This window comes from Pirellula sp. SH-Sr6A, assembly GCF_001610875.1.
In the GTDB taxonomy this organism is placed as follows: Bacteria; Planctomycetota; Planctomycetia; order Pirellulales; family Pirellulaceae; genus JBKCUI01.
The window spans coordinates 1,177,688-1,198,058 of the sequence record NZ_CP011272.1 but is presented as its reverse complement, the minus strand read 5'-3'; the positions used below and the strand labels follow the sequence as shown (position 1 = coordinate 1,198,058).

Annotated in this window: 11 protein-coding genes; 4 read left to right on the top strand and 7 right to left on the bottom strand. The window is 54.4% G+C overall.

Translation table 11 applies throughout. The annotated features are described in order from the left end of the window. Positions 1-72: 72 nt before the first annotated feature. Together VN12_RS04560 and VN12_RS04555 are read right to left on the bottom strand one after the other, a co-directional pair. Complete coding sequence (locus tag VN12_RS04560; RefSeq protein WP_146675712.1) at positions 73-1,242, bottom strand: NAD(P)/FAD-dependent oxidoreductase; 1,170 nt, start codon at positions 1,240-1,242, stop codon at positions 73-75. A gap of 4 nt (positions 1,243-1,246) precedes the next feature. Then, positions 1,247-2,101, bottom strand: coding sequence for a TerC family protein (locus VN12_RS04555; RefSeq protein ID WP_146675711.1), 855 nt, complete (start codon positions 2,099-2,101; stop codon positions 1,247-1,249). 308 nt (positions 2,102-2,409) lie between these two features. Between VN12_RS04555 and VN12_RS04550 the strand changes: the two genes are divergently transcribed. Beyond that, a complete protein-coding gene (locus VN12_RS04550) occupies positions 2,410-4,404 on the top strand; it encodes a hypothetical protein (protein ID WP_146675710.1) in 1,995 nt (664 codons plus the stop codon). A 252-nt stretch (positions 4,405-4,656) separates the two neighbouring features. Next, positions 4,657-5,508 carry a response regulator gene (locus VN12_RS04545; RefSeq protein ID WP_146675709.1) on the top strand — a complete coding sequence of 284 codons (852 nt, stop codon included), beginning with the start codon at positions 4,657-4,659 and terminating at the stop codon, positions 5,506-5,508. Here VN12_RS04545 and VN12_RS04540 read toward each other — a convergent pair. The 4 genes from VN12_RS04540 to VN12_RS04525 all read right to left on the bottom strand — a co-directional run bounded on the left by VN12_RS04540 (position 5,483) and on the right by VN12_RS04525 (position 15,692). Next, positions 5,483-9,535 carry an AAA family ATPase gene (locus VN12_RS04540; RefSeq protein ID WP_146675708.1) on the bottom strand — a complete coding sequence of 1,351 codons (4,053 nt, stop codon included), beginning with the start codon at positions 9,533-9,535 and terminating at the stop codon, positions 5,483-5,485. The genes VN12_RS04545 and VN12_RS04540 overlap by 26 nt on opposite strands. Before the next feature lie 105 nt (positions 9,536-9,640). Further along, a complete protein-coding gene (locus VN12_RS04535) occupies positions 9,641-13,435 on the bottom strand; it encodes a PVC-type heme-binding CxxCH protein (protein WP_146679789.1) in 3,795 nt (1,264 codons plus the stop codon). A gap of 169 nt (positions 13,436-13,604) precedes the next feature. Further along, positions 13,605-14,114: a MarR family winged helix-turn-helix transcriptional regulator gene (locus tag VN12_RS04530; RefSeq protein WP_240491320.1), complete on the bottom strand. Its 510-nt coding sequence runs from the start codon at positions 14,112-14,114 to the stop codon at positions 13,605-13,607. 69 nt (positions 14,115-14,183) lie between these two features. Then, positions 14,184-15,692: a hypothetical protein gene (locus VN12_RS04525; RefSeq protein WP_146675707.1), complete on the bottom strand. Its 1,509-nt coding sequence runs from the start codon at positions 15,690-15,692 to the stop codon at positions 14,184-14,186. Positions 15,693-16,048: 356 nt separating this feature from the next. Here VN12_RS04525 and glmM point away from each other — a divergent pair, with 356 nt between their 5' ends. After that, positions 16,049-17,389, top strand: a complete 1,341-nt coding sequence (glmM, locus tag VN12_RS04520; protein ID WP_146675706.1) for a phosphoglucosamine mutase — start codon at positions 16,049-16,051, stop codon at positions 17,387-17,389. 132 nt (positions 17,390-17,521) lie between these two features. Then, entirely contained in the window at positions 17,522-18,775 is a 1,254-nt protein-coding gene (locus VN12_RS04515) for a helix-turn-helix domain-containing protein (protein ID WP_146675705.1), read from the top strand. A 75-nt stretch (positions 18,776-18,850) separates the two neighbouring features. Here VN12_RS04515 and VN12_RS04510 read toward each other — a convergent pair whose 3' ends face one another. Further along, positions 18,851-20,308 carry an Nramp family divalent metal transporter gene (locus VN12_RS04510; RefSeq protein ID WP_205855188.1) on the bottom strand — a complete coding sequence of 486 codons (1,458 nt, stop codon included), beginning with the start codon at positions 20,306-20,308 and terminating at the stop codon, positions 18,851-18,853. Between the last annotated feature and the right edge of the window lie 63 nt (positions 20,309-20,371).

Here is a 20,371-nt window from a genome sequence, read left to right as displayed (position 1 = left end):
AGCAATCAAACGAACGTTGGAATGTAAAGGGAACCGGGGAACGCGTCAACCAGCCGAGAAGGTGGGGATGGATTACGGCAATACCCTTCGCGACCATTCCAGCATGGAATCGATAGGCCGATCATATAGCAGGGCATCGCACAATTGTTCGGCGAGCAGGGGCGCCATAAGCGTTCCCTTCGAACCTAGTCCATTGAGAACATATGCGTTGTGAACGGTAGGGTGTCTGCCGATTAGTGGGTGACGATCATAGGACGCAGGGCGCACCGCGGCTTGATGCCTCGCTACAGGCCATTGCTGGACATTCACTGCCGGCAGCATCCGCTGGACCCGTTCGAGCAAGATCTCACGATTCGTCCTAGCAGGCCCATCTTCATCGACTCGTCCATGCAAGTGATGGCGATCGTACGTCGCTCCCACCAAAACATTCTGACGATCAGCGGGGACCATCCACACTTCGGAATGAACGACATGGGTGCGACAGAGTTCTGGCAATGTCGAACCCGAACGAAATGGAGAAGAAGCCCCGCTCACAGCCTCTTTGTTTTCCGCCGCGAGGGTGAGTATGTCTCCGCGAGCCGGATGCAGTGGTAAGGCTGAGAACCAGCTGTTGCACTTCGCTTCGAAGCCTTGGCAAAAGACCACGGCATCGACCGAGATGGGACCGCTGGGAAGTCGGAGTTGCAACGGTTCCGTGGATGGATTGGTGGGGACAGCGAGTTGCGAATCGATATCGATGTCTGCGACGAAGAATTCATCTCTCGATTGAAAGTACGCGCGAGTCTTCGCCAGGTATGAGCCCGTATGAAGCCTTGCTGCCGGTTCCATCCAGCACCCACCGTGAGGAGCATGAAGCCCAGCTAATTCTTCTGAGTGACATAGCCTGATTTTCGGAGACCAAGGAGAGTGATCGGCGGGATCGGTTCGCTGCCAACGTTCCTGAGCCCGCGAGCGTTCCTCCTCGGAATGGAACAATCGTAGCGCAGGCTGGGGATGCCAAAAGGAACTATGGGTATCCCGTTCAACGCGCGTGTAGTGATGGCATGCGGCTGCATAAAACGAGTCCCACCGCCAAGTCGCAGCGCTTCGAGTCCCGGTGATGGGAGTTACCAAGCCCGCTGCGACATGGGATGAACTTTCCAAGTCAACTCGGTCGATGAGCGCGATGGACCAGCCGCGACGGTGGGCCGCCCAAGCCATCGCGGAGCCGGCAAGACCACAACCGAGGATGAGTAGACGCACGCGGCTAGTACCCTTCCCCCTCGGTGTACGATTTTTGCAAGGCTGCTTCTTCGGCTTTGTATTTCGCACGCAAATTGAGGACTTCGACGCTGAGCGAGAAAAGCATTGCAAAGTACACGTAACCTTTGCTGACGTGAGTCCCGCTGCCGTCCGCAATCAACATGGCTCCGATCATTACCAGGAACGCCACCGCCAGCATCTTCACGGTCGGATTCTTTTCCACGAACTCCGCGACGCTGTTTGCAAAGATCATCATGATGAGAACGGAGAGAAGGACCGCAGAAATCATGACCCAAAGCTGGTCAGCCATCCCCACTGCGGTAATGACCGAGTCGAGGGAGAAGACCAAGTCCAGTACCATGACTTGGATCAAGACAGACGCGTAACTCGGGGGGGCGGCCGCGTTGTGAGATTCGTGGTGACCTCCGACGAGATGGTGAATCTCCTTCACGCTTTTCCAAAGTAGGAAAAGCCCACCGGCGATGAGGATCAAGTCCTTGATGGAAACACCGTTGATCTCTTCGTTCGCTTGCAGCCATTGCTTGGCACCCTCCCAAAGAGGCAAGGAGTCAAGCGTGAAGAACGGATCCTTCAGCTTAAGAATCAAAAAGAGGAAAGCGAGCAGACCAATCCGCATACCCATGGCGAGGGCCAGACCAATCAAACGCGCCGACTTTTGCTGCTCCTTCGGCAATCGACTCGAAAGGACGGAGAGAAAAACCAAGTTGTCGATACCCAGCACAATCTCCATCGCCGAAAGAGCGATCAGGGCGATGATGTTTCCGGTAAGGCTTCCATCGGAGGTCACTCCTGCGGCCAAGAGGAACGGGTCTGGGATATTTGGTATAAGTGATGTCATAGTCCGGATCGGGTAAGGATTTTGAGGCCACGGTACGCGATTTTTGCTTCTGTCAGGGTCGCGCGGTTATCATAGCAAATAGGCGGTCCCGCAAATCCCATATCCCTGCAAATCATTGTGGTGTTCCCTTGATACCTTTTCGGATGAACTGCCCTAATTGCCAGAGTCGGATTGTGGTGCGCCAGCCCCATTTGCTTGGGCAAACTTTGCCATGCCCTCGCTGCAAGCAACCGATCGCAATACCGCAGCAATCTCCCGAAGATAAAGATTCGAGGGGGGCAGCCCCCGCCTCGTTGGATTCGACGGCCATGACCAAGGAGGATTATGGGGACTGGGACGAGGTTCTGACGAATATCCCACCCAATCCACTCGACGAGCAGATCGGGAATCTTGCATGGGATCAGCTTCCTACGGATTGGGAGTCGCAATCAAGCCCAGGCGGAAGCGCCGAGAAATCGGGTGAGCCCGGATTCCCTATTCACGCCGACTCGTTTATCCCTCTCCCTACCGGGGCACCCCTTCCCAGTACGGATCGGGAGTGGGAAAGCCGTGAGTTGGCAAAGAAACGTCAAATCTTGTTGGTTGCAACGTTGGGGGTGGTCAGTTCGATCGTCGCGGGATTCGCCTTTTGGGGGTTTCTCCGTTGGATGCAGACCGAGAAGCCAATAGCTCAATTGCCGGCTGGTGACCCGGACTCGAATCCACTCCCCCCCTCCGCTGGAAACGATACGGCATCGAGTGACAATGCCCCCCCCAATGCCGCTCCTCCCATACCTCCCGACGAGCCTGCAACCGACGACCGAAACGTCAAAGTCGATGATCCCAAGGAGGAGCCTAAAGAGGAGACTCCGCCGATCGGACCAGGTCCAAACACCGAACCGCAACCTGGTCCCAAGCCCCCCAACTCGCTTTTGGACCCGGGGGCTGGGTTGACGGACTTTTTACGTACCCCTGATTCATCGAAAGAGGGCGGAAACAACCCGACAGCAGACCAAAAGGATCCTCAATCCGGCAGCGAACCAGAGCAAGAAAAAGATCTGACCGAACGGGAAAAGGAATCCACTGAGAAACTGCCTGATATCTTCGGGCCAGGGCAATTCGGGCCCTTGCTCGGACCTTCGCGCGGACTGACAGACGGCGGGTTTGGTCGAACGGGTCGGTTGAAGGAACTGGATATTGAGACGCTCGATGAGCCGATGTCGATTTTGGCTTACCCTACTCCCCAGCCTATTCCTGTCTGGGCCGAACGCGCCGCAGCAATCAACATCGCTCGGATCAAGGCCTCCGATATTCAATTGGTTAAGTGCATCGAGTTGTTCGGACGAATGACCGGTGTTGGGATTACCCTGGATTGGCCATCCATTCGGGCCGCGGGACAAGACGAAAATGTGACGGTCTCGTTTGATTCGCAAGACACAACACTCGAAAAACTCTTTGACTCCATTCTGGCCGAAAAGAAATTACGGATTGAGATGTCGCCCGATGGTTTACCGATTCTTCGTCCGCTCAAGGAGGGGAATGGGGAGCAAGCGGAAGCTCGCTGGAATTTGAAGGGAACCGTCCCTGAAGGCGAAGAAAAAACCTTTGGTGAACTATTGGTCTCCCTCTGGGACATCGATGGTATCTGCAAAGTGGAAGAGGGAAGCCTCGTTTGGAGTACGACTGCGGATCCTATTAGTAAAGCATCTGCGTGGAGTACCTTGTGTTTGCTCGCAAGACTTCACAGTCGACCGACTCCCGTTTGGCAGGAACCAGGAACTGCGCCAAAGTTGTTGTTCGACCCCGACGAGTGGAAAGCGAGTCTCGGAGTTCAGAGTCGAACGGTGGAGGGCGAGGTTTTGGTCCCCGAGCTTCGAAGCGTCTCCGAACTCTTGCAGTTGGCTGCGGATGGTACGAAGACGGGATTGTTGATCGACTGGCAAGCGGTTTGGCAGCATGGAATGGTACCATCGCAGATGGAAATCGCGGTGCTTCGGAATAGAACCCTTCCTCAGATCGTGAAGAAGTTCGTGGACAACCATTCCCTGGAGCTCGTCGTCATCGGACGCGATCGAGTCATGTTGACCACTCCCGAAGGAAGAAAAACGCGATTCTGCGTCGTTCCATTAAAAATCCCGGCAGGGACGGAGTTGACCGATTTCAAGCGACTTTTGTACCAGTTGGCGCCAATGGGTCCTGACGGACGAACGCGTTTTCGAGTCAGCGAAATACCCGGACTCGAAGGGCTCTACCTCGCACGCATTACGTTGCCGCAAGTCGACCAATTGGACGACACGGAGCTGGAAACTGCGTTTGGTTGGTAGCATTTGATTTGGACCCATCCAGTCGTAATGGAATCGTCACGACCCTAGAGAGGTGGTGTGTTTGCCGTGGGCGCGGGCTGGAGCGGAAAGCGTTAGTAATCGAGGCATTGCTGCTAGAAAGAGTCTAGAAGCGGCGAACCATTGGGTGCGACAAGATTGGTGCAAAGTCGCGTTTCCATGGCCTGTGGTTTTCGATTATCTTGAGGAGAGAATCATCGGACTCTTCTCATCATCTAATCCGGGCGGCGATTCATGGAAAGCAGATCGCGTTTTGTTGTAAGCGATGCCAATTTACTTGGGCATCTGGGGCCCTGTGCAAAGGAGGTCGATCTCGTACTACGGGAATTGGATCATTGCTCCGATCGCTTGGCGGACATGCACCCCGGACTGTCGGAAGCGATTCATTGCTGTGCCGATTTTCTGCAGGGTTTTCTACGGAAAGCATGCGGCATTGACGTTTGCACCGAAAGGGAGCCGGAGGAGGACAATGAGCGTATCGGGTTCGCGGTTCAGCGTCTTCTGGCACTGGCCAAAGAGGAATCGCTTCGGGGGGCGGAGAAGAATCGATTGCACCAGCTTCTGAGAAATCTAGCCGACCGATTTGAAGTCTACGCCAGTGCCGTGGATTCGCCCTCACTTTCCGAGGATACGAAAACACTGGGGAACCAAATCCGATCTGATTTGACGAATCTACGCAAGCAATTCGGGTTCGAGGAAGTCGAGGCTCCAACGACCCGACAGCGTATCGTTTTGGTCGAAGACAACTCGGACGAGCGAGATCTGTTGATGGCGTTTTTGCTCAAACGCGGTTGCGACGTTCACTCTTTCGAGGATGGGGCGGATGCTTTGAATTTCATCCATGGAGAGCATCCGGATGCGGTCCTTCTTTTAGACATGAATCTTCCGCACTGCCACGGTGCGAAAGTCGTTCAATCGATTCGAAACGATCCCCTCGCTCGCGAAATGCAAATCATTGGAATGAGCGGTGCGTCGCTCCAGGACAATCGGGTGTCTCTCGGCCCCGATGGATTGGACTTCTGGCTACGCAAACCCTTTAACCCAAACGCGATCTTGGACGTCATCGATAGTCGGTCGCACGTATAGGCCAGGTGAATCGAAAACGGGTTCCTCGTCCCAATTCGGATTCGATAGAGATTTGCCCTCCATGGAGCTCGACCACGCGTTTGGCGATCGAGAGTCCGATCCCGCTCCCTTCCACCTCAGTCCAGGGTCTCAACGTCTGGAACATTTGAAAGATCTTGGTGTGATACCGGGGGTCGATTCCCGGGCCATCATCCGCCACAACGAATTCGTACATGTCGATCAGGTTTCGCCAAGAGATAGTGATGTTTCCATCGATCCGGTCGTGATGTTTGATGGCATTTTGGATCAAGTTTTGGAATACCTGTTGCATTCCATTGGGATCGGTGTGGAGGACCGGCATAGGGAGTTGAACGTGAATGCGAAACTCTTCCGGTCGATGAAGACTTTCCAAAATGCGATGGATTAAATCTTGCACGCTCACCAACTCTACTTGTTCGAGACTTCGCCCGGCACGAGCGTAAGAAAGTATCGAATCGAGTAGATTCGCCATGCGTTGCACTCGGAGATCCAACTCATCGAGATAACGACGGGACGACTCGGGTAACCATTCCCCTCCGTCTTCACGGAGCCACGCCGAAACCAAAGTGATACCGTGAAGAGGAGCTTTCAAGTCATGCGAAGCGATGTAAGCAAATTGGTCCAGTTCTTCATTGCGACGTTCTAGAATCCGATTCGCTTCCTTGAGTTTCTTCGCAACGATCTCAAGTTCTTGGGTTCGAAGTTGAACTCGTTGCTCCAGTGTTTCTTTGATAGCGCGCTCTCGATCTCGCTGCTCTTTGAGTTGTTGGGCCGCTTCTCGATTGGCAGCCAAATCGCGTCGCATCGTCTCGGCTGCTGATCTCAATGCTCCGACCACCTGAGTAGCCTTCTCGGAGTCAAGTTGGTTCTCGAGCCGTCTCGTTTCCATCGAAAGGAGTTGAGTCTGTCTATCGATGATCGCGTGGCAATAGTCTTTTATTTCTGGATTAGACACCGCAGGATCCGAATCCGTCCGTTCCAATGAGGTTGCGATCAATTCTCGAAAGGAGTCGATCATCTTTCGCAGCTTCGAATTTGCCCCCCACTGCTGGTATCCATGAAATGCAGACCTCCAATAGATCGCAACGAGAACAGAATTGCCCACCGAACGCCAGAGCTCTGCGGCACGCTCGTTTGCAAGGCTCTCCCACTGAAGAAATCCAGAGAGCTTCGACTCCTCAATGGCGCGGTCAAAGAGCCATGCCGCCTTTGGATAATCCCCATCCCGACGAGCCATTTCGGCTTGAAGGAGATAGAGCTTATTCAAATAGTTTTGTGGACATTGCTCCGCCCACTGGAAGAGTCGCATCATCATTGCGTCGAACTCTTCTTTCCTGTTTTGGCCATCTTGTTGCTCCGAAACCACCGATGGCTCTGTTGCCATCATGACCATCAAGAGGAGTCGGGTGACCAAGTGTTCTGGCCAAGGCAACAGGCCTTGGGTCGCGACGAAATCCAAGTCTCGATGGGCGATTTCCGAATGTTCCCAGGCCTTGTTGAATTCGCCGAGGAAAAGATTGGCCTCGGCCAACATGACGTGATAAATCACGGCGACTTGGCGATGACTACGCGACTCCAATCCATTTAGAAAATCGATCTCGTCCGCTGACGAGGGTTGGTGAGGGGCATGAAGCAACTGGATAGCACGGACGCCTCCCTGCAGCAGATCTACTGCCCAAAGATTCTGACGCGACCGACAGAACTCGAGTGCGACTTCACTGTCATAGACAATCTCCTGCAAGGATCGACCGGCAAAGTAGGAGCAATACATGTCATGCGCCAACGCATAGGTTGCGTACTGCAAATTGCCAGATTGCTTTCCCATTTCCATCGCTTTTCGATAGTTGTCGGAACAGTCAGCCAACGGAGAGAACCAGTGTCGCGCTGAGCTACCTAGCATCATGTGAGCCACCGAGCGATCGGAATAGGAAGGGTCCGCGCTGGAGATCCAATTCTCCGTGAGTTCCATGAATCGCTTCGTATCGTTGGGGTCATATCCCAGGTAGGTCAGCAATCCAGTCATGGCAGAAAAGCTATAACAAAGCTGGGGGAGTGGACCATGGCTCAGAATCTTTTGTACGATCATCGGAACGATCCAACCCCACAGCGATTGGCGCACGCGATAACAGGGAGGCCCCATGGCGGTTAGAATCTGAACGATACAACGGACAACTGGATCCTCTGTCCCTGTGGAACGTCCATCCGTGGGCCGAAAATGCCTCTCCTCCAATTGACCGAAAATTTGAGAAATGACCAGGTCTCTCGACACCAAGTCCCCTTCTTGCGGGAGGGACACCTCAAGTTCCTGCAATGCGGTCGTTCCAACGTCGATCGCTTCCTGGTACATGCCCCGCATGGTGCAATGAATTAGCGAGAGGACTCTCGCATTGGCTTTTTCGATGGGTGACGTGGCGCGGACTATCGCTGCTTGGATGCATCGTTCGGCCTCGGAAAAGTCTCCTTCGAGATACTCTGTTTCAGCATGGTCCACGTAGAGTTTGAAGGCAAGCTCGTACTCCTTTTGCCAAAAGACCTCTTTTAGATTCGACTCCACAATACACTTTCGGGCAGCGCGGTGATACCGGAGCGCGGAACGGTAAGCGGTCGCGGTCATTGCACTTTCGGCTGCGGTCAAATTCAATGCGACACAACGAAAAACGTCGGCTTCGTCGCGAAGCAAATGAGATCCAGCGTTGATGTGTTCTGCTAAATCGCATGCGAACTCGAGCCGTTCCTGCTCGGTATAACTCTCCAACATTCGAAAGGCAACTTGCATCCGAGTGGACGGAAGATCTTCGATAGGAATAAATCCAAGCGCAGCCTGCTGGATTCGATCGTGCCGAAAGCGAAACCATTGCTGCGATGATCCGACGGATTGCGAATACAAGGCTCGATGTTTTTCGAATGGAACGATCAGTTCCGGAATTCCTCGATCCAGTAAAGACTGGCACTCGGATTTCGATATGCCCGCGCAGCTGGCTAAGACACCTAGCTCGAAGCCATGCCCTAAACACGAAGCAGTGGACAACAGAGACTGAAAGGAGTTGCCGAGATGAGCAATCTTCGAGGTGAATACGTCGAGGATATTGCCCGGAAGAAAAGCTACCCCTTCTCTCGAGAGATCTGCAGCCTGCTCATTGTCTTGTCTGTGAGAACCCTTTTGAGATACGAGTTGGACCAACTCTCTCGCGAATAGCGCATTTCCCGCCGAACGGGAAAGGATAGTCTGAGGCAAAGTTTCATCGTCACCGGAAGTTGTCAGCCCCCGGTCTCGCATCATCTTTTTGATCCCCTCCAGCGACAGACCCGGTAAATCGCATCGCCTGACCGAGACGGATTGACGTTCCCAATCTCGAACGAGTGAAAAGAATGGAAGGGCTGCATTGGTTTTCTCGTCCCGGTAAGCTGCGATCAGAAAGAGAAAGTGGAGATCGCTGCCGATCGCTAGATTCTTTAACAAATGGATCGATGCTGGATCAGCCCATTGGCAGTCGTCGATGAACATCACAAGGGGATTTTCGGGGCGACAAACGACCTTCAAGACACCTTGAATCATCGCTTCAAACCGATAACGGGCCTCGAGCGGTCCGATGGGTTCGAGTGGAGGTTGCTCTCCCAGAAGTGGAGCAAACTCTGGAACCAAGTGGATGAGCAGTGCTCCGTGGTCCTTCACCGCGAGCCGAAGCTGCTCGCGCCACGCGTTCCGATCGACCGAACTGGCCGATAAGATCGTTGTGCACAATTGCTGCAACATCTGACGAAGTGCCACAAAGGGAACGTCGGCATCAAACTGATTGAACTTCCCTTCGAGAACGAGGCAATTGGATTCGCGGGCAGGTAGGCGCACCGCGTTTGCCAACGAGGTTTTGCCGACACCGGACGGCCCCGGCAAAAGCAATATTTCAGCGACTCCGTTGCTCGCGTTTCCCAATGCCTCCAATAACTGTGCGATTTGAAACTCGCGATTGTATAGACACAATCGCTCCGCCAGTTCCTTTGCACGCTCCATGACTTTTCGGCTATCGACCTCTCATCGAACCATATAGCACTTCGTCGGTCTAATTAGCTGGAGTGAATGTTCCCCAGCTTTTTGCTCACGCTGCCTTGAGGTCGATTAGTGCGAATCGGCGTTTGCGGACTCGACCGTAATCGCGAACACAAGCGGCGTCGAAAAATCATCACCCTTCGCGAGCTCTATACTCTTTAATTCCTTCGATGCTGTGAGAGGAATTTTCAAGTATCGAATTTGTTTGCCGTTGGCGTCCAATGCGAATTTGGAGTCCGGAACGTCCACTCGCTCTTGGTAATTCGCAATTTGCTTACCGTTGATGAGCTCAAATTCCGATTTGGATCCATCGACATAATGAGCCCGGACGACCATGCTGGTCGACTCGTTTTTATTGATGGGATATCCAAACGACGCAATTCCTCCTAGCAAGTGGATTGCGGAGACCTTTCCAAGGCATGGGATGGAAACACTGTTAGGCAAAGACGTCGGGGCGTTTCCGCGCGGTGCTTGCAAAGCGATGATGTTCGCTGTTCGGCCTGACTGCGGATCGATGAGTTCAAAGGGGACACCTTCGAACTCAACGACTCCGACTTCCTTCAATACAAAAGGCTCTCCCGTCGCCCCTCGTGGTCCCGGCATCCCTTTCGGGCCGCTGAGCGTCGACACGCCAGTCAGCGACAAGGGCGTGTAACGACCTCGGTTGGCGAGGAAGCTCAATAGGTCGGCCATTTCTTGTTTCGTCATCTGGCTCTCGAAGCCTTCAGGCATCAGCGATTTGGTCGATGCATTGAGTTCCTCGATATCTTCGCGCAGAACCTGTTCCTCTTTTCCTTGCGAGTTGATCAGGCGAAGCGAATTGGCCGATTCCCCTGCGAGCATTCCTGTGAGAACGGTGCCGTCCACTGTCAGAATCTGGTAGTTTCGGAAGTTGTTCTCAACGCTGCGTGATGGGTCCAAGATGTTCATCAGGATCTCGTCTTTAGGGTGGACCGCCATGCCTGTCAGGTTGGGCCCAATCGCCACGCCGATTTCGCCATGCTTATGACACAGTGCGCAATGCTTGCGGTACATGGCGATGCCATTTTGAATATCACCAGACATCTCAGTCACCGGTTTCCAATCGTCAACGAGCGACTGCCGGTTGGTTGAAACCAATGCCCCTTGCTTGGCCATCAACTCCTTAGCGTAGTTAGCCAGTTCCCGCATCGGGTGGTTCATCAACGCTTGACGTTGATCCAATTGCAAATCTAGGAACTGAACTTTCCCGTCGGCGATGGAGTCGAGCAGCTCTCGTGTGGTTTCCGCGCGCGACAACAACAACGTTAACGCAGCGCTCGCTACCTGAGGACTGAGTTTCTTGCGCAACAGCAGGACCTCATCGGCGAGTCCCTCGACGCGAGCCGCTTGCAGCGACATCAAGGCTCGCATTGCAGGGGAGGGTGCCAATTGAGGCGTAAGCAACTGACGAGCGGCTCGCATGATGTTCGGGCTCGTCGGTGCTAATTTGATCGCTTGGTCCCAAGCCTCCAATCTTTTTTCCATTGGCTCGTTTGCGTCGAGTGCTGTTTGGAAGAGCGTGCCTTGAATCCGTTCGGCCAGCTCCGGCAACCCTGCAATCGACCACTTGTCGGCGATGGATAACAACGCGGCGCGGTTCTCGATGGGAATCGTTTCTGCCAAGAACTCTTTGCGAATGCGATCCTGCGCAGATTGAGACAGCTCCACTTTTCCTTCGCGAGGCCAGCCTTTCGCTAAGCCTTGCCAGACCGGAACGTGAGCCGGTGAACGGGGATCGCCTTGCAGCAATTTCTCGAGATCGGCTGGGGTTGGATTGGAACGAGCAACGTGCTCACCGAGCACTGCAATACGGTCTTGGACTGCGACGCTGAATTCCTGTTTTTGGTGAACGAGTCCCGCTAAAACAGGGACAGCGTGCTTGGAGGCAGCAGAGGTCCAAGCATCTAAAAGAATCGAGTCGTCTGCAACAGCGGGAGTTTGAACCAAATGCTGTGCCAGCGCTTCCGGTGTGATGGCATCGGATGCATCTTCTGCCAAACGTAGAAGCATCGCCAGTTGAACGCGCGGATCCTTGTCCTGCAACAAACCCGCCTTCGATGCCATTTGCAAATCGGCAGGGGCCATACTCTCAACAGCTGCATGTCGTACAGGACTCGATGGATGACGAATACCCGTCTCGCATGCTTTTCTCAACGCATCTCGGGCAGCTTCGTTGCCTTGCTCCACCAATCCCGAAAGGGTCCAAATGGCATGCATGGCGGCAGGCGAAAGCCCGATCGCATCCAATTTGGAATCGGATACCAAATCCACGAGGGAACGCAAGGTTGCTGCGTCGGTGGAGTTTCGTTCGACCAAGAGTCGCTGAGCGGTCCGCCTCCAAAAGAAATTGTCGGACTTCAAAGCCTGTACGAGGGCGTCGAGCGATGCGTCTCGGAGTGATTGTGGAGAGGTAGGTGCATTCGTTTGTTTATAGAGAAGTCGATAAACGCGCGCGAATCGCTTGTCGCGTAGATCGCTCTCGTAGGCAGCGCCTTTCCCTGTTTGGAATCCGTTAGGGGTCGGGTTGTGTTGAACGATGTAGTTGTACCAATCGAGAACCCAGACGTTTCCATCCGGGCCTACCTCGGACATGATCGGTGCAACCCAATCGTCCAAGCTCGCCACGACATTGAACGTATTGCGACTCTTGTAGCCCGCACCATCCTTCTCCAGAACAAAGCCCCCGACGAGGTGGGCCGTTGGTTCGCAGACCATACCAATCTTGTTCCACCATGCCGGTGGGTAATTGCGAGCGGTATAGAGCGCGTGACCAGCTGCCGCCGTGTATCCACCATGCTGATCCACTTGCCGTACGGGCTCGTCAAAGGGAATGAACGCGTTGGTGGGGGCAATCCTCTCTAGCGTTTTGGGCGACCAGCCTGCCACTTGATCGTAAAAACGATTGGGAATGGGCATATGCACGCTCGGACAACCATTCGCGGTCGAACCGAAGACGTAGCCCTCTTCGCTGAACCCAAGTCCCCAAGTGTTATTGTTGGTGGCGCGAACGAATTCCAACGCGTCCACGCGCAGCGTGTGTTGATCGTACGATGTCGTCGAATCGCTGGCAGGCGTTCCTGACTCCTTGTCCAATGCAAATGCGGGTGAAGTCTTTGCAGACGGAGCTGAACGGGGTTTGAATCTCCAAAAGCCCTGACGGAACCGCATCTGCCGCTCACCGTTGATCACAGGTTCGGAGTTGTTGTAACCCTGCATTCCCCAAATCCAATTGTCGGGCCCATATTGGAAATTGCTCACGCCCCCGTGGGTATCTCCCATCGCCCAGCCGGTAATGAGCTCTTGCCGGAAGTCCGCGCGGTCGTCACCGTCGACGTCTTTTAGGTAGATGGTTTTTTGTCCGTCTTGAACGAGCACTCCCCCCCGATAGGAAATGAGCGTAGAAGGAATGCTGAGGTGTTGTGCAAATAAAGTGAACTTGTCGGCAACGCCATCGTTATCGGTGTCTTCGCAAATTTTGATCCGGTCGCGACCTGCAGCAGGAGTCGATTGCAGCTCATTGGGATAGTCGATGGTCTCGCAGATCCACAGGCGTCCACGTTCGTCCCAGTTCATCGCGATGGGCTTGCCCTGCAGGCCCATGTAGGGCTTCGGTGCGGCTGTTTGTTCGGGCCAGTTTGTTGCGGCCTCGCTTGCCCAAAGGGACAATTGAAAATCCTTGGGGGTGGCGTAGGTTTCGATAGAACGCTCTGCCGTCAGAGGCTTTTGCATCAACGTTAACGGCTTCCCTTGTGTTCCCCACCGCTGTCCGGGAGTGTAATTCGGGATCTTCGCCCCCACATCCACAAATTGAAACAGGCTTGTATCGAGGTGCGGTACCGACATTTCGGGAGTCGGGAACTCGCGGTTTGCCTTCTCGACAGCTATCTCTTTTTCGTTCCCCGTTGGTTGTGGGGAAGATGGCTGAGCAAGGAGTTGGTGCGTCGTGAAAGACAAGAGCGCGAGTTTCGCAAAAAGTATCCGGCGCAATAGCAAATGGACCATAGGAAGTTCCTTAGGCGATGGGAGAGGAGTGAGAGCTACCTTGGAAGTGAGGATCTAGTTCGATGGCTAACTGGTTTAAGCTGTGAATCAGTGTACTGGATCGCGACGGACCAACGACCTGTTGCATTTGATCTCGAATGGACTGACTCGCTGACCAAAGTCGTTCTACCATTACTCGTCCCTCATCCGAAAGCGCCACCGTTTTGGCGCGGCCATCGGAGGGATGCGAGTCCCGTTCGATCAATCCCCCTCGTTCGAGCAAAACGAGCATGGCACGAACCGTGCTCGGGTCCGACCCCATACGGTTGGCCAATTCTCGTTGCGTCAATGCCTCGCCATGCGCTACTAGGTTGAGGAGCAAAACAAACTGATCCGCCGTGACGCCATACGGGGCAAAGCACGCATCCGTGGCGCGATGCATGGCAAGATACGCAGCGCGAAGAGCCAGTGGTAAATCACGCTGAAAATCCATCATCGCTTGGAGCCAAATAGAAGAGGACGAAGTCGTGCGTACACGCACTACTTCATCCTAGAATAGCGCAAGTCGGGGAGGGATGCAAGAAGCCAGGATATTCCTGGCCCGGTTCACTTACTCGGACTTGGCTGAGGTTTGAACGGCGGTTGCGATATTCGATTGCACCGTCACCAGCTTGCTGTGAAGATTAAGAATCGATGCGTAGAGTTTTCCGAGCTCCGATTTTTTGGCGTCGATATCCGATTGGAGGCGAGCTTGTTCGCTCTTGATAACAGTGAGTTCCATTGCGTACTGCGACTGATCTTTCTCCATTTGACGTCCGATCTCCTCCATTCGAAGAAGCTGCTCACGAGCGTTTTTCTCCGTTTGGGTAATCACGGCGATCTCGCGATTGACCAACGCGATATCTTGAATTGCTTGTTGGGTAAGACGACGCGTTTCGCGGAAACCAAAGGCGTAATCGTTCAAGGGGCGAACGAAATAGGGATTCCCAAGTTTGACGATTCCATCGGCTTCGAGTTCTTTGGCCTTTGGACCGTAGATTCGATAGACCTCGTCCACCTTAAAAGTCGCCTCGGGGGAATCGTCTCGCATCAGCCGAGCGTCGACGGTACGGCCGCTGGCATCAAAGTATCCGCCATCGGTTGGCTTACGCTTGTCATTCGAATCGACGACCTCGGTGTAGTCCTTGAGGAAGGTCACGTCGTAGAAGATGTTCTCAAGAGGGGTACCGACCGGAGCTTTGCTTCCGTCCAAGATATAGGACTGGAGGGCGCGGGCTTTCACCGAGTCAAAAACATTGAGGTCGCTCGGTGCTCGCTGCGTTAACTCGAGCGGGATGCGGAGCAAACGAGACAGTTCCTCGGGATTCATCGCTCCAAAAATTTCGTCCTCGGTCGGCTGCGAGCCCGGCTGAGCAAATGCCGTGTGTGAGTCGAGGGGAATGAGCTCATAAATAGCCCAAGTCGCGCTTTGGTTAACCATGCCCGCCTGGTTTTGTGCCAGGGGGGTGGTTGGGGTAATGGTGATGGCAGGGCCATTGACCGCGGTGACCTTGAACTCACCTAAGTAATTGACCGGGATTTGCTGTTGGTCTTCGCCAAATACGTAGACGATGCTCTCGACGGCGAGAGAATTGGAGGCGGCCGGTGCCGCTGGGACAGCCTGGGCCCCATTGGGATCGGGTGGCGGTACCTCGGGAGGAAGATTGGACAGAGCACTCGGCAGTTCGACGGACGCACCGGCAGGGTTTGCATTGATGACGCGGGCCCCACGCCAAGTTCTGCCCCGTTCCAGTAGGACGCGGTTCAATTCCGATGCCAATGGCACATACCGCTGCATGTCAGGAGCAGGGTTGGTAGGGAGTCCGTAAAACTCTTCCTCTCGTTGTGCCAAAAGCCGATTTCGTTCCGTATACAACTGATCAAACGATTTGGTGGCTGCCAATCTCGCTTTGTTCACCCCTGCCGTGATAACGAGAAACGTCCAGCATTCGATGAACAGGACGACGAAGCAGATCGTCATCCAAACACCCCACTGCTTAAACCCCTTCACCAAAAAGACAATGAAGGCGATCAAGGAAACGAGGACAGCTGCCCATACAAGCAATCCAGAGAGTTCCATGAATCGAGCCTAAAAAGAAAGGGTTGAGAAGTGAGCGGGGGACCGGAATAGCAGGCGCGAGCAAAATGCACTGCCCTATCTTAGTTGCCAAAACAAGGAGATCCTTACAAATCTTCCCGCAAATCGATGTTAAGTTGCGTAATTTCCAGTGTCAAGCAAGGGATCGAGGGCAACGGTAACATCCCTACCGGTTTTGAGGGGTCGCATCCTATTTTGATTTTTACCTCTTACCGTGCCCCCTTGACGGGTTCTCGGGGTATCCTTGCCAAACGCAGTCGCCGCACCAACCGAGTTCGGCGACACGACCGATTTGATGGTCGACCACTCTTCGCAGCCTTTCGATGGGCAGGTTTTCGATGGCAGAACCCATAATCAGTATCAGCGGACTTCGAGGGATAATAGGCTCGGAATTGACTCCCGCCGTCGCCTCCCGTTTTGCAGCCGCCATGTGCGTCTCGGCCGGCCCGGGGCCGATCGTTCTCGCACGCGATGGTCGAGTAAGTGGACCGATGCTGGTCGATGCGATCGCGGCGACAATTGTTGCGCATGGCCGCGAGTGTATCGACGTAGGGATCGCAAGCACGCCCACTGCGGGTAGGAACGTGAGATTCTTCCAAGCCGCCGGAGGGATACAGGTCTCGGCGAGCCACAACCCACCCCCTTACAACGGAATGAAACTTTTTGGGAAAGACGGCCGTGTATTGAGCTCTGGCCCCGGAAAACGAGTCTTGGAGGCTTACCAAGAAATGCGGTCTGGCTGGGTCGGTGTTGAGTCGCTGGGAAAACGAATCTGCGTACCAGACCCGCATCAGGATCATCTCGATGCGGTTTTGGCAACCGTGGACGTCGATGCAATTCGCAAGCGATCGTTTCGGGTCTTGCTCGATGCCAACCATGGTTGCGGATCGATCCTTGGCGAACGCCTGCTCGAGGCTCTCGGGTGTCGTGCAATCATTCTAGGGGCCCCTGCAAATGGTCACTTCGCTCATCCCCCGGAGCCCCTCGCAGAAAACTTGGGAGAGATAGCGGAGAAGGTTCGGGAGAGTGGCTGCGAAGTCGGCTTCTGTCAGGATCCCGATGCGGACCGCCTAGCGTTGATCGATGAACAGGGGCGATACATCGGCGAGGAGTTCACGGCCGTTTTGTGCGCGTATCGCCGATTGATGAAATCCCCCGGCCCTATCGTGACCAATTGCGCCTCGAGCGGCATGACCAAGTGGCTTGCCCGTCGATTCGATGTCGCTTCGTTTCAAAGCGCCGTCGGAGAAGCGAACGTGGCCGATTGTATGATCGAGCAGGGAGCGGTGTATGGAGGGGAAGGAAGTGGCGGCCCTATCGATCCCCAAGTGGGGTACATTCGCGATAGTTTTGTCGGCATGGCCCAAGTCCTCGACTTGATGGCGGCAACTGGGAAATCGATCTCCGAAATCGCGGGGGAATTCCCTCCCTCGGTCATGATCAAAGACAAGATGAGCCTTTCCAAGGAGCGGTTGCTCGAGTCGCTTAAACGGCTGGTTGAGGGGTTGGAGTGCGAGTGCGTCAGTCAGCTCGACGGGGTACGACTCGATTGGGAGGATCGCTGGTTATTGCTTCGAGCCAGCAATACCGAACCCATCGTCCGCTTGATCGCAGAAGCTCCCACGCGCCGGGACGCGGAATCTCTTATCACCCGCGCCCAAAGCTTGATCGACGCATAATCCGGACAACCGGCATCGGCGGACCAAATTCTCCCAATTGTCTATTTTCCGTGACTAGAATCCCCCTAAGCCGTAGACTAGTGTAATAGAACGCTTTTCTACGATCTCTTTCTCCCCTGAAGTGACCAAGGCATGGCAAACTACGTATCCCTTGAGCAAGCCGCAAAAATATTGGGTATCTCTACGGAAGAACTGGTTGAGATGCGCTCTCGCGGAGAGATCTTTGGCTATCGCGATGGGACTTCTTGGAAATTCAAGCAAGAGGAAATCGAACGAGTACAGGCCGAATTGCAAGGAGACGCTCTCGACGAAGACGCAGGCGGATCTTCGATTCTGGTCTCGGAACGTCAAGCCAATCCGTCTGGTAACCTCAGCGGTTCGAACATAGCGAAAGATCCCAGCATCAGCGAAATCGGACTCGGGAGCGATTTGAAACTCATCGACGAAGATAGTCGATCCGACAGCCGCGCTGGTAGCGACGTGAAGTTGGTAGCCGATCCGAACAGCGGCAGTGGTGTGCGACTTGTTAATCGAGCTGCCGAGGAGAGCGGAATTCACGTCGCGGGCGAATCGAGAGCAGATTCGGATGTGGATCTAGGTAGCGAACTGAAACTCGCAGGCGATGCCAGCGGATTCGATCTTAGCGGCAAGGGCTCGGGGGCGATCGAACTGGGAAGCGGTTCGGGAGGTAGCGGTACCAGCGAAGGTATCGGTTCCGAGCTCGAATTGGCAACCGACGATGAAGACGACTTGGTCCTCGGCTCCGATTCTGGGGTTGGACTCGCTTCGGAAAGCGGGATCAATCTCATGAGTCCCTCCGATAGCGGACTCTCCCTCGAAGACGAACCATTGGATCTTGCGGGTACCGGTATTTCGGGACTTGATCTGGGAGCGGAAGTCAATAGCGGCTCCGGTGCAGGGTCTGGTAGCGCCGTGAGCGGTATTAGCGGATTAGGAAGCGGGGCTCTCGTAGATTTTCAACAAGGCGAAGAGTTTCAACTGACTCCATCGGGTGGACTCGAAGCCGATGACGATAGCGGATCGCAAGTCATCGAACTGGAAGATTCCACCGAATTCGGGGCACCCGGTGCAGGTGGTTTCGGCGACGATGGATTGGATCCCATCCAAGAAGCCGATGGTGGCTTTGGTGGCATGGGAGGCGAAGAAGAACTCGCGGCAGGTGCGGCTGCAGGGACGGTCTATCGCGGCGTTCCGGAAACGCCTTATACCACCATCGATGTGATGCTGCTACTCACTATTCTGATTTTGCTCAGCTTGTGCGGAGTGCTCGTCAGCGACTTGGCCCGTAACATGTGGGCATGGGACGGCACGAACGACCTTTCTACCGGCTTGACCAGCACATTGGTTGGCGTTCTTCCTAAGTAATCGAGCCGGCCCGGCTTTTCGATGGAGCTGACGACTGCTGCATCGAATCAGCGTCGATCGAACGCGTTCACGCCGCTAGCCCAACAGACGGCTGATGGCGTCGGGAACGGAGTACGCGGCGACAATAGTGATTGCAATCGTCGCAATCCATAGAAGCAAGTCGGAGAGTTTGGAAGGGCGCAGATCCGAATCTAGTTTTCGGTATCGAAAGACGAGCGTAACGATGGCCATCATGGGAAGCGTAGCGGCTTGCGCAATCCCACCGAGCTTGACCATGTACTGCGGATCGCGATTGGCCAAATACATTCCGAGAGCGATGCAGGGAAACAGAACGCAGAAGAGCTGTATCGACTTCAAGCGTCCCGATGGTGTGAGCACTCGAGAAACTTGAAAAGCTCCGAGCAGATCGACCACCATGCGGCTGTTCGCCGCGCAGGCCAAGTAGAGGGTCTTAAACAACACCGCTCCTGCTCCAACGAGGAAGAGTATTTGCGTCCAATCTCCGAACGGTCCTCGATACATTTGCGATAGCGTCTCGATCATCTGCGACCCGGCCGGGACTAAGCCCTGCGGATGCAATACCGCTGCCCCCATCGAGTAAAACGCCACCGTGGAGAGGGTGAATACCACCATGCTGACCCAAGCGTCCAAGTGCATGACGCGAATCCATCCCCTGGCGCGCTCGTTCCACTGTTCCGAGCCATCATTGGGGCCGACGAACTTTCCGTATCCCTTCTCGATACACCAGTAGGGGTAGTAGAACAACTCGGTTGCACCGACACCGGTGATTCCAAAAACGGCGAACGCATCCGCGATCCCTTCTGGCGGAATTCTTCCAAGGAGCCCACTACCGATTTCGCTCCACTTTGGCGAAAAATCGGTCGCTAGTAGAGCTAAAGTTGCAGCGACCGTGATGAGTGTCACTCCCACAACCAGAATCGTGGTCACTCCCTCGATCCTTCGATAACTTCCGTTGAAAATGATGGCGATGGTGACGAGGCAAGTGAGAAATGCCCAAGGCATCTCGACATGGTTTCGAATGTATTCACCCAGGCTCGAAGAGAACGAATCTGCGGCGCCTGCGACGCTTCCGCTTACATCAGGAAAGGCCATGTGGAGGGATTGACCAACCCCTCCCGTCATTCCCCCTAATTGAAAGACGGTGAAAAAAAGCATGAGGATCCACCACAGGAGAAGTGAGTTTCCTGTCCAAGCCCTCGCGGAAATGCTCTTCAGGGCGCTCAGAGTCGGAAGTCCTGAGGAAATGGCGTACCTTCCGAGTTCGATTTGGACAAAGACCTTGATCACACAGCTAAACAGAATCAGCCACAAGAACGCAAAACCGTGTTTTGCACCGATCGCGGTCGTGAGGATCAACTCCCCGGAGCCAACGATCGTTCCCGCCAAAATAATGCCCGGGCCAATCATTCTTAGTGCTTCCCAAAGCGTCTTGGGAGGTTCTTGAACGGCGGACATCGAGGCGGAATGGAGCGAGGCAACTTCGCTCTCGGAAGGCTTCTTGACTGACGACATGGGAGAGGGGGGGAAAAGGGTAGGGAGAATGGCAGATGCGGCCATAGTACCAAAAAGGCAACG

Bases quoted from the DNA above. Each gene is read 5' to 3' on its own strand.
- VN12_RS04515 (WP_146675705.1), top strand. From the start codon at position 17,522: ATGGCAAACTACGTATCCCTTGAGCAAGCCGCAAAAATATTGGGTATC.
- VN12_RS04535 (WP_146679789.1), bottom strand. From the start codon at position 13,435: ATGTCGGTACCGCACCTCGATACAAGCCTGTTTCAATTTGTGGATGTG.
- VN12_RS04540 (WP_146675708.1), bottom strand. From the start codon at position 9,535: ATGGAGCGTGCAAAGGAACTGGCGGAGCGATTGTGTCTATACAATCGC.
- glmM (WP_146675706.1), top strand. From the start codon at position 16,049: ATGGCAGAACCCATAATCAGTATCAGCGGACTTCGAGGGATAATAGGC.
- VN12_RS04550 (WP_146675710.1), top strand. From the start codon at position 2,410: ATGACCAAGGAGGATTATGGGGACTGGGACGAGGTTCTGACGAATATC.
- VN12_RS04510 (WP_205855188.1), bottom strand. From the start codon at position 20,308: ATGTCGTCAGTCAAGAAGCCTTCCGAGAGCGAAGTTGCCTCGCTCCAT.
- VN12_RS04555 (WP_146675711.1), bottom strand. From the start codon at position 2,101: ATGACATCACTTATACCAAATATCCCAGACCCGTTCCTCTTGGCCGCA.
- VN12_RS04545 (WP_146675709.1), top strand. From the start codon at position 4,657: ATGGAAAGCAGATCGCGTTTTGTTGTAAGCGATGCCAATTTACTTGGG.
- VN12_RS04525 (WP_146675707.1), bottom strand. From the start codon at position 15,692: ATGGAACTCTCTGGATTGCTTGTATGGGCAGCTGTCCTCGTTTCCTTG.